Annotated in this window: 15 protein-coding genes and 1 other RNA gene; all 16 read right to left on the minus strand. The window is 56.5% G+C overall.

What is annotated here, in order from left to right; translation table 11 throughout:
* Window positions 1–104 precede the first annotated feature (104 nt).
* Complete coding sequence (locus PKO02S_RS29005; protein WP_127588504.1) at window positions 105–368, minus strand: pro-sigmaK processing inhibitor BofA family protein; 264 nt, start codon at window positions 366–368, stop codon at window positions 105–107.
* A 1-nt stretch (window position 369) separates the two neighbouring features.
* Complete coding sequence (locus PKO02S_RS29010; RefSeq protein ID WP_127588505.1) at window positions 370–648, minus strand: DUF2508 family protein; 279 nt, start codon at window positions 646–648, stop codon at window positions 370–372.
* A gap of 155 nt (window positions 649–803) precedes the next feature.
* A complete protein-coding gene (recR, locus tag PKO02S_RS29015; RefSeq protein ID WP_127588506.1) occupies window positions 804–1,400 on the minus strand; it encodes a recombination mediator RecR in 597 nt (198 codons plus the stop codon).
* 109 nt (window positions 1,401–1,509) lie between these two features.
* Complete coding sequence (locus tag PKO02S_RS29020; protein ID WP_127588507.1) at window positions 1,510–1,821, minus strand: YbaB/EbfC family nucleoid-associated protein; 312 nt, start codon at window positions 1,819–1,821, stop codon at window positions 1,510–1,512.
* A 54-nt stretch (window positions 1,822–1,875) separates the two neighbouring features.
* Window positions 1,876–3,678: a DNA polymerase III subunit gamma/tau gene (dnaX, locus tag PKO02S_RS29025; RefSeq protein ID WP_127588508.1), complete on the minus strand. Its 1,803-nt coding sequence runs from the start codon at window positions 3,676–3,678 to the stop codon at window positions 1,876–1,878.
* A gap of 100 nt (window positions 3,679–3,778) precedes the next feature.
* A complete protein-coding gene (locus PKO02S_RS29030) occupies window positions 3,779–4,858 on the minus strand; it encodes an ATP-binding protein (RefSeq protein ID WP_246067583.1) in 1,080 nt (359 codons plus the stop codon).
* Window positions 4,859–5,015: 157 nt separating this feature from the next.
* Window positions 5,016–5,283: signal recognition particle sRNA large type (gene ffs / locus PKO02S_RS29035), an RNA gene on the minus strand.
* A 43-nt stretch (window positions 5,284–5,326) separates the two neighbouring features.
* Window positions 5,327–5,710: a hypothetical protein gene (locus tag PKO02S_RS29040; RefSeq protein ID WP_127588510.1), complete on the minus strand. Its 384-nt coding sequence runs from the start codon at window positions 5,708–5,710 to the stop codon at window positions 5,327–5,329.
* Window positions 5,711–5,789: 79 nt separating this feature from the next.
* Window positions 5,790–5,987: a 50S ribosomal protein L31 gene (gene rpmE / locus PKO02S_RS29045; RefSeq protein WP_127588511.1), complete on the minus strand. Its 198-nt coding sequence runs from the start codon at window positions 5,985–5,987 to the stop codon at window positions 5,790–5,792.
* A gap of 100 nt (window positions 5,988–6,087) precedes the next feature.
* Window positions 6,088–7,338, minus strand: a complete 1,251-nt coding sequence (locus PKO02S_RS29050) for a radical SAM family protein (protein WP_127588512.1) — start codon at window positions 7,336–7,338, stop codon at window positions 6,088–6,090.
* A 51-nt stretch (window positions 7,339–7,389) separates the two neighbouring features.
* Window positions 7,390–8,670: a transcription termination factor Rho gene (rho, locus tag PKO02S_RS29055; protein WP_127588513.1), complete on the minus strand. Its 1,281-nt coding sequence runs from the start codon at window positions 8,668–8,670 to the stop codon at window positions 7,390–7,392.
* Window positions 8,671–8,759: 89 nt separating this feature from the next.
* On the minus strand, window positions 8,760–10,016 hold the full coding sequence (gene murA / locus PKO02S_RS29060; RefSeq protein ID WP_127588514.1) for a UDP-N-acetylglucosamine 1-carboxyvinyltransferase: 1,257 nt from the start codon (window positions 10,014–10,016) through the stop codon (window positions 8,760–8,762).
* 153 nt (window positions 10,017–10,169) lie between these two features.
* Entirely contained in the window at window positions 10,170–11,024 is an 855-nt protein-coding gene (gene fba / locus PKO02S_RS29065; protein ID WP_127588515.1) for a class II fructose-1,6-bisphosphate aldolase, read from the minus strand.
* A gap of 114 nt (window positions 11,025–11,138) precedes the next feature.
* Complete coding sequence (locus PKO02S_RS29070) at window positions 11,139–11,534, minus strand: response regulator (protein WP_127588516.1); 396 nt, start codon at window positions 11,532–11,534, stop codon at window positions 11,139–11,141.
* Window positions 11,535–11,698: 164 nt separating this feature from the next.
* Window positions 11,699–13,318, minus strand: coding sequence for a CTP synthase (pyrG, locus tag PKO02S_RS29075; protein WP_127588517.1), 1,620 nt, complete (start codon window positions 13,316–13,318; stop codon window positions 11,699–11,701).
* Between the two features lie 194 nt (window positions 13,319–13,512).
* A complete protein-coding gene (rpoE, locus tag PKO02S_RS29080) occupies window positions 13,513–14,124 on the minus strand; it encodes a DNA-directed RNA polymerase subunit delta (RefSeq protein WP_127588518.1) in 612 nt (203 codons plus the stop codon).
* Between the last annotated feature and the right edge of the window lie 271 nt (window positions 14,125–14,395).

Consider the following 14,395-nt stretch of genomic DNA (forward strand, 5'->3'; position numbering starts at 1 on the left):
TTTTCCCAAACATCCAGCCTGCTTGTCCACCGCCCGTATAGCGCAGCGACAGAATCTTACTCTACCACGGGGCGGTGTCCCCTGTCAAATCCCAGATTCAACCGCTACAGCAAGAACCATTTCATCGCCATTAGCATCAGCAAACCAGGCACGCCAAGCACTACGACGGAAGCCACTGTAGGTACATTGATAGGAATGCGGAAATCGGTATAGACACTCAGTAAATTGATGGCATACAGCAGGATAGCCGCCACCACAATGTGGAGCAGCACATAGGAGGACCACCGGCGGGCATGGCGATTGCGCAGCAGCAGGAGGACGAGGAGCAGCGACGAAACGAGGAACATCCCCATGAAGAACCAGTTCATATCAGCCCTCCACCGCCTTCGGCAATCCGACCTGCAGCGCATGCAGATTCATATGCTTCGCTTGGCGCAGCAGCATCTCGTAGCGTTTCTCCGCCGCCTCCAGCGCAAAGATGGCATAATCGATCTCGTCGCGGCTCTCGGCGTAGTCTAGTCGGCGTTGCGCATGCTTCCACTCCTCCAGCGCCTGCTGTACATCCGCCAGGAGCCGCTGCTTGTCCGACAGCATCCGCTCGTTCGCTTGCTGCTGCTCATACCGTTTCCAGAAAAAAAAACGTCTCATCTCTTTCACCTCATTCGTTCGAATAAGCTTCCATTCTAACCATATGAGGGACGGACGTTTCTAAGAACACAAAAAAACCCGTCTCCGCATAAGCAACCGATACTCCTACCATCGATTACCCACGAAAACAGGGCTCTACAAACAGCCTATACCCGCTACAGCTCGCGCCGACCTTCCAACGCCTTGGACAACGTCACCTCGTCTGCATACTCCAAATCGCCGCCAACCGGCAGTCCGTGCGCGATCCGCGTTACCTTCAGACCGAACGGCTTGACGAGACGGGACAAATACATCGCCGTCGCTTCACCCTCCAAGTTCGGATTCGTAGCCAAAATAAGCTCCTGCACCTGGTCGTCTCCCAAACGTTTGAGCAGCTCCGCCATCCGGATCTCATCCGGGCCGATTCCTTCCATAGGGGAAATGGCCCCATGCAAGACGTGGTAGTACCCTTGAAACTCCTTGGTGCGCTCGATCGAGACCAAATCCTTCGACTCTTGCACCACACAAATGACGGAGGCGTCGCGGCTGCGATCCTGACAAATGCGGCACGGGTCCACGTCGGTAATGTTGCAGCAGACGGAGCAATAGTGCAGGTTGCGCTTCACGCTAACGAGCGACTTGGCGAAATCGAGCACGTCGTCCTCCTTCATCCGCAGCACATGAAACGCCAGACGGCCGGCTGTCTTCGGGCCAATGCCCGGCAACCGGGTGAACGCATCGATCAGCTTGGCAATAGGTTCCGGGTAGAACATGCGCATTAGCCCCTTTTCTCAAGATGAAATCGCAAGTTAGTGTAACAATTCGGTGTTCAGCAAAAAACCGGCAGCCTCTGCACGGCCACCGGCTCCAGCCAAACGGGACCTAGAACAACCCCGGCATCTTCATGCCGCCCGTAAATTTGCCCATGTCCTTCTCCGCCATTTCTTCGGCTTTGGTGAGCGCATCGTTGACGGCCGTCAGGACGAGATCCTGCAGCATCTCGACATCGTCCGGGTCGACTGCTTCCGGCTTGATGACGATGTTCGTCAGCTTGCGGTGCCCGGTTGCAGTCACAGTCACGACGCCGCCGCCGGAGGAGCCTTCCACCGTCTTGCTGCCAAGCTCTTCTTGCGCCTTCAGCATTTGCTCTTGCATCTTCTTCACTTGCTTCATCATTTGATTCATGTTGTTCATTCGGAATCAACCTTCTTTCGTATTAGTCATTCGATATGGTTGTAATACGGCGGGTTAATCTTTTATGACGACAAGGTCCTCGCCGAACAGCTGGACCGCTTCCTCGACCCATTGCTCCTTCGGCTGCGCCGCCTGTCCCTCTCCGCCGTCGAGCTTCATCTCCTCCGGAGGCTCTTGGGCTCCGGCTTGGGCGTCCTTCCAGTCCTTCATCATCACGGTGACGAGCTTCAGCCGCTGGCCGAACAGCTCCGCGATCACCTGCTCGATGATGTCCCGGTGCGCCGGCTTCTCGGTCGTCTCGCGGTGCATCGCGCTCTTGAAGGCGAGCAGCAGCGATTCCCCGGCCGCGGACACGAGCTCGCCGTCCACAAGCCAGGCGTGGACCGTGATCTTGCGCTCCTTGACCTGCTGAAGCACCTGGCTCCACTTGCCCAGCGCCTGCTGCAGGAGCGCCGAATCCGGCTGCGTCACGTAGACGTCCAGCTTGACGGTCGACCGGGCGCCGCCTCCGCCGGAAGAGCTGGAGCGCATGATCGACCGCGCCGGCTCCGGTTCCCGAGTGCTCGTCGATGCTGCCGCGCCTCCGCCTTGCAGCAGCTTGGACAACTGGCGCTCCATCTGCTCCACCTTCTGGCGGAGCGCCGCCAGCTCTCCCGCTGCCGCCGTACCGGCGCCACCCGCACCCGCACCTGCGCCTGAGCTAGCAGCGGCAGCCGAAGCCGCCGCCGGCTGGACGGCAACCGCAGCCGCGCCACCGGCAGCGACCGCCGAGCTGCCTGCGGTGCACAGCTTCATAATGGCAATCTCCAGCATCGTCTGCGGTTGGGCTGAATATTTCATCTCCGTCTGGTATCGGTTCAGCGTCTCAATCATCTGGAACAGCTGGTCGGTGCTGAACCGGCTGATCCATTCACCGACCTGACGGGCGTCCAGCACGCGGTCGGTCATATGCTGCGCATTCGGCACTAGCTTCAGCATCAGCATGTCGCGGAAGTAATAGATCAGGTTCTCCATGCATTTCTCGGCGCTGCGGCCTTCCTGCATGAACGTCTCGATCATGCCGAGACAAGCCCCGATGTCCTGCGCGGCCACGGCGCCCGCCAGCCTGGCGAATTGCTCCGAGCCGATGCCGCCCGTAATCGCCAGCACCGCCTCGTACTTGATCTCCGCGCCGGTGTAAGCGATGATCTGGTCGAGCACGCTGAGCGCATCCCGCATCCCGCCGTCGGACAGCCGCGCGATATATTCGATCGCTTCCGGCTCGGCCGAGACGTTCTCCCGCTCGCACACATGCCGCAACCGGGCTACTTGCTCCTCGAGCCCGACCCGGCGAAAGTCAAAGCGCTGACAGCGCGAAATAATCGTCGCCGGCAGCTTGTGCGGCTCGGTCGTAGCGAGAATGAACATCACATGCCCGGGCGGCTCCTCCAGTGTCTTCAGCAGCGCGTTGAACGCTTCCGTCGTGAGCATGTGCACTTCATCGATAATGTATACTTTCTGCCGGACTTCCGTCGGGGCATACTTGGCTTTGTCGCGAATGTCGCGAATCTCCTCAACCCCGCGGTTGGAAGCGGCGTCGATCTCGATGACGTCCATCACGGCGCCATCGGTGATCCGGCGGCAGGCCGAGCATTCGTTGCAAGGCTCCTCCGCAGGGCCACGCTCGCAGTTGACGGCCTTGGCCAATATTTTCGCGGCGCTCGTCTTCCCCGTTCCCCGTGGTCCATTGAACAGGTAAGCGTGCGACATGCGGCCTTCGCGCAAAGCGTTCTGTAGCGTCTGAGTGATATGCTGCTGCCCGACCATATCCCGGAATGCCTGCGGTCTCCAGGTGCGGTATAAAGCGATGTGCGCCATTCGAATTCTCCCGATCCTCCGCGTATTTTTCCAATCCAGTCCTGCCCTCATTATACTATATCCACGCCGCCTTGACCAACGGAAGGGACCCCGGGTCCGCCTATCTGGCGATCGGAATGGTGACCGTGAAGGTCGTGCCGAAGCCTTTGGACGACACCCGGATTTGACCGCCCAGATCGTGGACGATACGCTGGCAGACGGACAGCCCCAGCCCGGTGCCGGTTTCCTTGGTCGTGAAGAAGGGGTCGAATATTTTGTCGATCAGAAACGCCGGAATGCCCGGACCCGCATCATGAATGTCGATATGTACCTTGTTGTCCGTAAAGCTGACCCGTTCGATAATTGTCAATGTCCCTCCCGCCACCATGGCTTCGATGCCGTTTTTGCATAAATTAATGAATACCTGCTTAAGCAGCGCCTGATCGGCGATGACGAGCGGCAGCCGGTACACCGACTGGTAGCAGATCGTCACATTATGCAGCGTCGCCTGATTGTTGATGATCGGCAGTACCTCGCGCAGCACCGAAGACAGGTCGATGCGATCGAACGAAACATGCTTCGGTTTGCTGAGCAGCAGAAATTCGTTTACCAGCTCGTTGATCCGGTCGATCTCTGACAGCATCAGCTCCGTGTAGCCCTGTTCCTTCTCCATGCCCATCGTCACGAACTGGCGGTTCAGCACCTGCAGGAAGCCTTTAATGGAAGTAAGCGGATTGCGAATCTCATGCGCTGTGCCCGCCGCAATCTGCCCGATCATCGCCAACCGATCGCTGCGCTGTACTTGCTGCTCGAGCGAGCGGATGTTGGTGACATCCTTGAAAATCACATACGCGCCTACGATCTCACCTGCTTCATTGCGCAACAAGCTGGAATCCATCAGCAGCTCAAACCGCGCGGAATCGTTCGTCCAGCTGGCCGCCTGATTGCGGGCTTCCACCCCGTCCAACAGCGTACGCTGCACGAGCCGATGCTCCTTCGGCACCATGCAGAACACATCGTCCATGGACCGGTTGATCACTGCGTCCTTGTCCACGCCGAGAATGCGGCAAGCCGTATCGCTAATATCCACGAGCAGGAAGTTATGATCGATCAGCAGCACCCCGAGGTTGACATCCTTGATAAACGTGCCGGCAAATTGCTGCAACAGACTTGGGCCTCCGGCTTGGTATGCATCTTGCAAACTATGACCACCTTTGCGAACAAGCTCGAGTTCCATAAAAATACATTTCGCTATAGAGCGGACGATCCCCTTTTTTACGAAAAACAAAAACACCGAATGGGCTGCTTACCATCCAGTGTGCTCCTGATGTACATGCGATTGGTGATTCATGAGTAAGCCGTGCACCTGTGGTCGATCATTGCGATCCAAGCGTTACCTCTACCGTTTAGCTCGAGTTAGGCTGCCCCCCGGCACATGAACGCTCTCGCTTACGGCTGCTTCCTTCCGGACCTGACCGGGTTCACGAGTATCCATTGCGGAGGACCCGACCGTCAACACTGCGTATAAAGGGCAGGCCTTACATCGACAAGACCTTCTCCAGGAATTCAACCCCGCTACAGCGGATTGCGGGTTACAGGGCACCGCTACCTCCCCGTCTAGCACGGTAAAAATAAGTATAGCCGAATGAAGGACAAATAGCAACCGCCACTACCTGGCAACCTTAACGGTGAACGTATACCGCGGAACCGCTTTGCTTAGCTCCACCTGCGCCTCCTGCCGAATGCGGGCGACGTCGGCATCGGACGTACCGTCCGGCACATACAGCTTCACGCTGGCGCGCGAGCCGTTCAAGATAATGCGGGAATCGGAGATGCCCGGCACCGAAGCGAGCGCCGCCTTCATCATGTCGGTATCGACTTGATACGTATGGTACGTGGGGCTGATCGGCAAGCTCGGGTTGACGTTCGTCATGCCCAGGTAGCCGTCGTTGTCGTACGTCTTGGTTTCGGGCGCAGCCCCGGAGCAGCCGATCGCCGTCAGCAGCGCAGCCCCCGCCAGTCCGACAACGGCGAAACGTTTGATGGTCCACATAAAAAAACAACCTCCCTTGACCTTAGGATGGCCAAGAGAGGACGTTGTATGCTTATGAAATCCAAGGAAAACGGACGTCTTATACGCCGTACTTCTTCTTGAACTTATCCACACGACCGCCGGCATCGATAAACTTCTGCTTCCCTGTGAAGTGCGGGTGGCAAGCAGAGCAAATTTCTACGCGAAGGTTAGGCTTGATCGAACCTGTCTCGAACGTATTGCCGCAAGCGCAAGTGACGGTAGTAACGTGGTACTTAGGATGCGTGTTAGCTTTCATTATACTTCACCTCTTTCCGCCCTGGATCTGTGCGTCGAACCAGAGTTATATAGACACATAACGCGATTATAGCACGCAGGCACAGCCTGTGCAACTCCTTTTATCTGCCAACGGCAGCCGGAGGCACGTGAGTGTACGAGCCGATGACCACGTCCGGGAGCTCGGCGCGGAAAATGTCGAGCATCTGCTTCATCCCGTAAATCTCGCCTTGCGGCTTCGGGATCAGATTCAGATAGCTCTCCGGATCGATGTTCAGATTGCGCATCTGAATGAGCTTGAGCCCGGTTCGCTTCGCAAAGCCGAGCATCGCCTCGATCTCTTCCTCGCGGTCGGTCACGCCCGGGAAAATCAAATAGTTGATCGACGTGTAGACACCCTTGTCCGTCGCGTACTTGAGCGACCTCTCCACATTCGCGAGCGTATAGGCCCGCGGCTTGTAGTAGGCGTTGTAATGCGCTTCGATCGCGCTGATTGTGCTGACGCGCATCAGACTCAGCCCGGCGTCCACTATGGCCCGCATATGATCGGTCAACCCGGCGTTCGTGTTGATGTTGATGTAGCCGTTCTGCGTGATCTCGCGCACGCGCTTCATCGCCGGCACGATCAAGGCCGCCTGTGTGGAAGGCTCGCCCTCGCAGCCTTGGCCGAAGCTGATGATGCTGTCCGGCGTCTTCAGATGCTCGAGCATGATCTCCACGATTTCGTCGACCGTCGGCTTGAAGTTCATCCGCGTCTGCGGCGCCGGGAAGCCGCTGTCGTCCGGCTGCTCGGAGATGCAGCCGAAGCAGCCGGCGTTGCACGAATACGAGACGGGCACCGCGCCTTCCAACCGATGGAGGAAGGTGTTGGACGCCGTCAAGCACTCATACTCCAGCGCGCACTTCGTCAAATGCCGGTACAGGCGGTTGTCCGGGTATTTCTTGGCCAGCGCGCCAACCTGCATCTCCAACTCATGCACATCGCAATTGCGCGGGTTCCAAGGCTCGGGATCGTCGGTCCGCTCCGCTGCTACATAGAAGCCGCCGTCCTTCCAGACGACCGCCGTATAGCCGAACAGCGGGAACTTCTTCGTCTTGTCCGTCTTGGCGTAGCCCGGCAGCAGCAGTCGGGTGAACCCTTGCGGCAGCAGAGCCCCGACCGCCGAGTATCCCTCGAGCGGCTCCATCCGCTGCGCGGCTTCGTTCCAGCCGATCGGACGGGTGTCCGGCAAGCTGACGAGCGTCGCGCCTTCCGGCAGCGGAATAAACTCGTCCTCCAATATTTCCGTGATCATATCCGCACTGCGGCCCAGACCGAGCAGCTCGTCGTGATCGAACACATTCCCGTCCGAATCGGCGTATACGAGATACATCTTAGTCGTCCCCTATCTGTTACGCTATCGCAGGCATCGCGGCAACGACGACTACGATACCGAGTGCTTCACGCGCTTCGACGCTTCTTGCTTCGTCTCGAGCGTGTCCAGAAACTCGCGGTTCGTCTTCGTCTCGGCGATCTTCTTCAAGAGCGAGTCCGTGAATTCGTGGGATTCGTTCATCGTTTTGCGGATAGCCCAAATTTTGTCCAATTCTTCCTTCGTCATGAGCATCTCTTCGCGTCTCGTCCCCGAACGGCGAATATCGATCGCCGGGAAAATGCGGCGCTCCGCCAGCTTGCGGTCCAGATGCAGCTCCAGGTTGCCCGTACCTTTAAACTCTTCATAAATGACATCGTCCATGCGCGAGCCGGTCTCGATCAGCGCCGTAGCGAGAATCGTCAAGCTACCGCCTTCTTCCACGTTGCGCGCCGCGCCGAAAAACCGTTTCGGCCGATGGAACGCACCTGGATCGATACCGCCCGTGAGCGTCCGTCCGGAAGGCGGCACGACCAAGTTGTAGGCGCGAGCCAGACGCGTAATGCTGTCGAGCAGAATGACGACGTCCTTCTTGTGCTCCACCAACCGCTGCGCCCGCTCCATGACAAGCTCCGCAACCTTGATGTGGTTCTCCGGCAGCTCGTCGAACGTCGAAGCGACAACCTCGGCCTTCACGGAACGCTGCATATCGGTCACTTCCTCCGGCCGCTCATCGATGAGCAGCACAAACAGTTCGACATCGGGATAATTCGTGGAGATGCTGTTGGCGATTTCCTTCAGGAGCAGCGTTTTCCCTGCCTTCGGCGGAGCGACGATCAGACCGCGCTGTCCCATGCCGACCGGGCTTAACAAATCCATAATTCTCGTGGACAGATGCGTTGGGGTTGTTTCCAGGACGAACTTGGTTTGAGGATAAAGAGGAGTAAGAGCTGGAAAATGGAGCCGTTCCGCTGCGGTCTCAGGCTTCTCGCCATTCACCGCTTCCACCTGGAGCAAGCCAAAGTAGCGTTCGTTCTCTTTGGGAGGCCGGCACTTCCCGGATACGATATCGCCGGATCTCAGATCAAACTTGCGAATCTGCGACTGAGAGATATAGATGTCTTCATTGCTCGGCAAATAATTGATCGGCCGGAGGAATCCATACCCCTCGGACAAAATGTCGAGCACGCCCTGCATGAAGAGGAGCCCGCCCTTCTCCGCCTGCGCCCGCAGGATCGCGAAGATCAGCTCTCTTTTCTTCATCTGGCTGTACGCCTGAATCTGATGCTCCTTGGCGAGCTTGTACAGCTCCGTGAGCTTCAAAGTTTCCAATTGCGAAAGATGCATGTCCATCGTTTCTTAACCACCACACTATTAAATTTTCAATCTATTAAATCCATCATTGCCTGAAAAGGGTGTGTCTATTCCCCAGATGTCCAACACTACTCATACTCTTCCCAAACTTCAGCGCCTAGATTGCGCAAATTCGGCACCAGGTTCTCATACCCCCGGTAAATGTACTCGGTTCCTGTAATCTCCGTCTCTCCGGTAGGCACCGTCAGCGCGGCAATAAACAAGGAAGCGCCTGCGCGTAAATCCGTCGCCTTCACCTTCGCCGATTGGAGCAATCCGCCTTCGATGACGGCCGAGCGGCCTTCGACCTTGATCCTGGCCCCCATCCGGACGAGCTCCGGCACATGCTTGAACCGGTTGTTGTAGACGTAGTCGGTCAGGATGCTGGTTCCTTTCACTTGCGTGAGCAAGCTGGTCATCGGGGATTGCAGGTCCGTGGCGAAGCCCGGGTACACTAGCGCCTTTACGTCGATGCTCTCGTATTCCGGCTGTCCTACTACGCGAATCGACTCATCCATCTCGTAAATATGGACGCCCATCTCTTGCAGCTTGGCCGTCAGCGCCTCGAGGTGCTTCGGGATGACGTTGTCCACCAGCACGTCGCCTCGCGTAGCCGCGGCTGCAATCATATAGGAACCGGCTTGAATCCGGTCCGGGATAATCGAATGGCGACAGCCTTGCATGGCGTCTACCCCTTCGATCCGGATCGTCTCGGTTCCGGCGCCTTTGATTTTGGCTCCCATGGAATTCAGCAATGTCGCAACATCTATAATTTCAGGCTCTTTCGCCGCATTTTCGATCAAAGTGATGCCTTTGGCTCGCGAAGCCGCCAACATGATATTAATCGTAGCGCCTACGCTGACCATGTCCAGATAAATCTTCGCCCCGCGAAGCGCCTTGGCCCGAATATGGATGGCGCCGTTCTCGTTCGATACCTCCGCCCCTAGCGCTTCGAACCCTTTGATATGCTGATCGATCGGCCTCGGTTCGAAATTGCAGCCACCCGGCAAGCCGATGGTCGCTTCTCCGAAACGCCCCAGCAGCGCGCCCATCAAGTAATAGGAGGCTCTGAGCTTCTTCACGTTGCCGTTCGGCATCGGAATCGACTTCAGCGACTGCGGATGGATTCGCATTGAATCCCCTTCCCGTTCTACGCTAGCGCCCAGTTCCCCCAGAATCTCGGCCAAAATACCGACATCGCTGATCTGCGGCAAATTGTCCAGCACTACCGTGCTCTCCGCCAAAATCGCGGCAGGAATCAATGCGACCGCACTGTTCTTCGCCCCGCTGATCGTAATCGTACCGCGCAGCGGACGCCCCCCTGCAATCATCAATTTACCCGTCATCCGTTCCTTTCCCCCCACAACCCAATAGCTGCCCCTACAAAACTACGCTTGCCCGCTCCCGCTTATTCCATCGTTCTGCAGAGGTCGAGATGCCGTCATCCCGAAAAAGAAAGACCCGCCGCCCAGCGACGGCGGATCCCGTGTGTGTCATCCTTAAGCTTGGTTGCTGCTGCCGAACAGACGAATCTTGGTCCGAACGACCTCCACCATAGCTTTTCGAGCCGGGGTCAAGTATTTGCGTGGGTCGTATACTTTCGAATCTTTGGCCAGCACTTCGCGAATCGCATCCGTACAAGCCACTTGGTTCTCCGTGTTCACATTGATCTTGCCTACGCCCGCTTGGATCGACAAGCGGATCGCCTCGTCCGGTACGCCCGAACCGCCGTGCAGGACGATTGGCACCGGAACCGCGCTCGATACTTTCTCAATAATATCATAGTGGATTTTCACTTCGCCCTTGTACATGCCATGCGCCGTCCCTACGGCAATCGCCAGGCAGTCCACGCCCGTCTCTTCGTAGAAGCGGATCGCTTCCTCCGGCTTGGCCAGATTCGCATGCTCTTCATCGACATTGATGTCGTCCTCGACGCCGCCGATCGTGCCGAGCTCGCCTTCGACGGATACGCCCATCGCGTGAGCCGCTTTCACCACTTCCTTGGTCAGGCGAATGTTCTCCTCCAGGGAGTAGTGCGAGCCGTCGAACATAACCGAGCTGAAGCCGCCGCGTATACATTTCATCGCCACTTCGAACGAGCTGCCATGATCCAAGTGCAGGGCGATCGGCAGTCCCGATTTCTTGGCGGCCGCTTCCGCGATCGCTACCGTGTACTCCATCCCCATGTACTTCAAGGCGCCTTCGCTGACACCAAAAATAAAAGGCGATTTCTCTTCGATCGCCGCATCGGTAATAGCCTGTGCAAACTCCAGGTTGTTCATATTGAATTGACCGACGGCGAATTTGCCGGCTTTGGCCTTCGGCAGAAATTCGTTCATTGAAACAAGTGGCATTTGTGTGATCCTCCTACGATTGATTTCCGAAGTATTATACCACAATCCGAAGCTAAATGGTAACAGCTTGTCCTGTACAACGGTACCATAAAAAAGAAAACGGACCCTGAAACGTCAGGATCCGATGGCCATTCGCGGTGAATCCGGCGAGCGAAGCTGCTTGTTCACGGCTTGGCGAAGGTCGTCGATATCGAACGGCTTGGTGAAATGCATCAAGGCGCCTAAGTCGGTCGCTTCCTTGATCATGTCCAGTTCTCCGTAGGCGGTCATCATGATGACTTTTATGGAAGGGTTGATCTGCTTGATGTGCTTCAGGATGTCCAATCCGTCCATTCCCGGAATCTTCATATCCAGGAGTACCAGGTCCGGCGGATCTCTGCGCACAATCTCCAGCGCCAGCTTGCCGTTAGATGCCTGAGAAGTATGATAGCCTTCGCTGCTGAACACCTCAACCAGCAACACCCGGATGCCGTTTTGATCGTCGACAATAAGCACTTTCTTTTTGTCCAACGGATATCCCTCCCTATCCAACCAGCATGAGAACTTGAGAATGAACTCGGTTCCTACTTTTGCTTAGTAGGTATTCGCTAATGCTCAATCATTCTCCTGCCTGGTTGGACATTCCTAGGAAGGATTTACAGAAAAAGTTTTATTTCTCCTTCAATCGCTTACGCTTAGTCGGCTGCTTCCATCCCATACTCCAGGGAGGCGCGGACGAAATGTTTGAACAGCGGCTGCGGACGATTCGGACGGGATGTGAATTCCGGATGGAATTGCACCGCCAGGAACCACGGATGGCCCGGCAGCTCGACGATCTCGACGAGGCGGCCGTCCGGAGATGTGCCGGAAATTTTCAACCCGGCCGATTCGATCGCTTCCCGGTACTCGTTGTTGAACTCATACCGATGGCGATGACGCTCATACACAAGCTCGTCCTCGTAGCAGCGCATCGCCAGCGTGTCTTCCCCGATCTTGCACGGGTACAGGCCGAGGCGCATCGTGCCGCCCAGATCCTCGATGTCCTTCTGCTCCGGCAGCAAGTCAATGACCGGATATGAAGTCGTAGGCTGGATCTCGGAGCTGTTCGCTCCCTCCAAACCAACGACGGAACGCGCATATTCCACTACGGCTACTTGCATGCCCAGGCAAATGCCGAAGAACGGAATTTGCTTCTCGCGAGCATAACGGATCGCGGAGATCTTGCCTTCGATGCCGCGGTCGCCGAAGCCGCCCGGCACGAGAATGCCGTGCACGCCGCCCAGCAGCTCATGCACGTTGTGGTCGTAGATTTCTTCCGCGTTGACCCAGCGAATGTTGACGTCCGAATTGCAGTCGATGCCGGCGTGGCCGAGCGACTCGACGATGCTGAGGTACGCGTCGTGAAGCGCCACGTACTTGCCCACGATCGCGATCTCCGTCGTGTGCTGCAGCTGCTTCACGCGCTGCACGAGCTGCTCCCACTCCCGCATGTCCGGCGGATGCTGGAAGCTGTCGAGCTTGAGGTGCTTGACCACGATGTCGTCGAGCCCTTGCGCGCGCAGCATCATCGGCACCTCGTACAGTGTCTCGGCGTCCGCCGCTTCGACGACCGCATTCTCGTCGATGTCGCAGAACAGCGCCAGCTTGCGCTTCATGTCTTCGGCGAGCGGATGCTCGGTCCGGCAGACGATGACGTTCGGCTGGATGCCGATGCTGCGGAGCTCCTTGACGCTGTGCTGCGTCGGCTTCGTCTTCACTTCGCCCGCCGCCTTCAGGTACGGGATGAGCGTCACGTGAATGTACATCACGTTGTCGCGGCCGATATCGCTCTTGATCTGCCGGATCGCTTCCAGGAACGGCAAACTCTCGATGTCGCCGACGGTTCCGCCGATCTCTGTAATGACTACGTCGGAATGCGTCTCGCGTCCTGCTCGGAATACCCGATCTTTGATTTCATTCGTAATATGAGGGATGACTTGCACCGTCCCGCCCAAATAATCGCCGCGGCGCTCCTTGGTGATGACGGACGAATATATTTTCCCGGTGGTGACGTTGCTGTTCTTGGACAGGTTGATGTCGATGAACCGTTCGTAGTGACCCAAGTCCAGGTCGGTCTCCGCTCCGTCGTCGGTTACGAATACTTCCCCGTGCTGGTAGGGACTCATCGTCCCCGGGTCGACGTTAATGTAGGGATCGAATTTCTGGATCGTTACTTTCAGGCCGCGATTCTTCAACAATCGGCCGAGTGAAGCCGCCGTAATGCCCTTGCCTAAGGACGACACGACCCCGCCTGTTACGAAAATATATTTGGTCACTTTGTCTTACCCTCCGATCGGTCTGGTTCCAGTCCTGCTATTAGAGTACGCAAAAAAAATAAAAGCACACCCGTGGAAACGGGGCACTTTTCGACTGTTAACGAATTGTAGATTATTAAGCCCAAAAAATAGTTTACCCATTTGGGGAGGGCCTGTCAAGGCAAGTTATGCACCTCGACAAGCCGCCCGCCAATCTATTTGTCTTCTTCCTCGTCGTCGTCGCTGTAATCGTCCTCGCCGTCGCCTTCTTCGCCGTCCTCGAACGCTTCGTCGTCGCCTTCCTCGTCTTCCCCGATGCCCTCCAGCTCTTCCTCGCCGCCCTCTTCTAGCGCTTCGCCTGCGATGCCTTCTTCATCCACTTCGGCTTCGAAGAATTCGTCGTCCTCGGTCTCGAATTCGTTGCGTTCTCCGTCGAGGCTGGTGTATTCGCCTTCCTCTTCCGAGTAGGACTCTTCTTCCTCCGTGTAGTAGTCTTCCTCGTCGTCGTCATCGTCGTTGATGATGCGCGGATGTTTGGAGTTGCTTACTCCGTCCTCGGACTTGTCGACCGGATACCAGCGCTTGAGTCCCCACAGGTTCGTGCCTACGCAGGCGAATCGGCCGTCAATGTTAATTTCCGTATATAATTGCGCAATGACTTGCATAACCCCATCGTCGGACAAGTCTTTCAATTTGGCGATCTCTTGCATCAAATCCCGGTAATAGTACGGGGTATTGGACGCCTTCAGCACCTCGAATGCGAGGTCCACCATCGGCATTTCCTTAGCCTGTTCCGCGGTAATCTTCAGCGTATATGGGCTGCTCATGGGGTATTACACGTCCCTTCGAAAGTCTTTCTTGGGCATTTCCACTGCCTATCTATCTAAAATACCCAATATCTTCATTAAGTAAAACCTATTTTATATAAAAATGCAACTGGTTCTTGTCTCCTGAAACAAGGCGGGACGATCGACAAACAGACCGATAAAAGAAAAACCTGAGCGGAAGTTCCCCGATCAGGTGTGTAACGGATTTAAACTTTCTGATGTTAAGAAAAAACATCCGGGAAGATCAACCGGATGGTCCTCTAGCGAAAGA

Source organism: Paenibacillus koleovorans NBRC 103111 (assembly GCF_004000845.1).
In the GTDB taxonomy this organism is placed as follows: Bacteria; Bacillota; Bacilli; order Paenibacillales; family NBRC-103111; genus Paenibacillus_AA; species Paenibacillus_AA koleovorans.

Coding starts and splice junctions, on each gene's coding strand:
- PKO02S_RS29050 (WP_127588512.1), bottom strand. CDS start 7,338: ATGTATCTCGTATACGCCGATTCGGACGGGAATGTGTTCGATCACGAC.
- recR (WP_127588506.1), bottom strand. CDS start 1,400: ATGTTCTACCCGGAACCTATTGCCAAGCTGATCGATGCGTTCACCCGG.
- PKO02S_RS29010 (WP_127588505.1), bottom strand. CDS start 648: ATGAGACGTTTTTTTTTCTGGAAACGGTATGAGCAGCAGCAAGCGAAC.
- dnaX (WP_127588508.1), bottom strand. CDS start 3,678: ATGGCGCACATCGCTTTATACCGCACCTGGAGACCGCAGGCATTCCGG.
- PKO02S_RS29040 (WP_127588510.1), bottom strand. CDS start 5,710: ATGTGGACCATCAAACGTTTCGCCGTTGTCGGACTGGCGGGGGCTGCG.
- rho (WP_127588513.1), bottom strand. CDS start 8,670: ATGGACATGCATCTTTCGCAATTGGAAACTTTGAAGCTCACGGAGCTG.
- rpoE (WP_127588518.1), bottom strand. CDS start 14,124: ATGAGCAGCCCATATACGCTGAAGATTACCGCGGAACAGGCTAAGGAA.
- fba (WP_127588515.1), bottom strand. CDS start 11,024: ATGCCACTTGTTTCAATGAACGAATTTCTGCCGAAGGCCAAAGCCGGC.
- PKO02S_RS29020 (WP_127588507.1), bottom strand. CDS start 1,821: ATGAACAACATGAATCAAATGATGAAGCAAGTGAAGAAGATGCAAGAG.
- PKO02S_RS29005 (WP_127588504.1), bottom strand. CDS start 368: ATGAACTGGTTCTTCATGGGGATGTTCCTCGTTTCGTCGCTGCTCCTC.
- rpmE (WP_127588511.1), bottom strand. CDS start 5,987: ATGAAAGCTAACACGCATCCTAAGTACCACGTTACTACCGTCACTTGC.
- murA (WP_127588514.1), bottom strand. CDS start 10,016: ATGACGGGTAAATTGATGATTGCAGGGGGGCGTCCGCTGCGCGGTACG.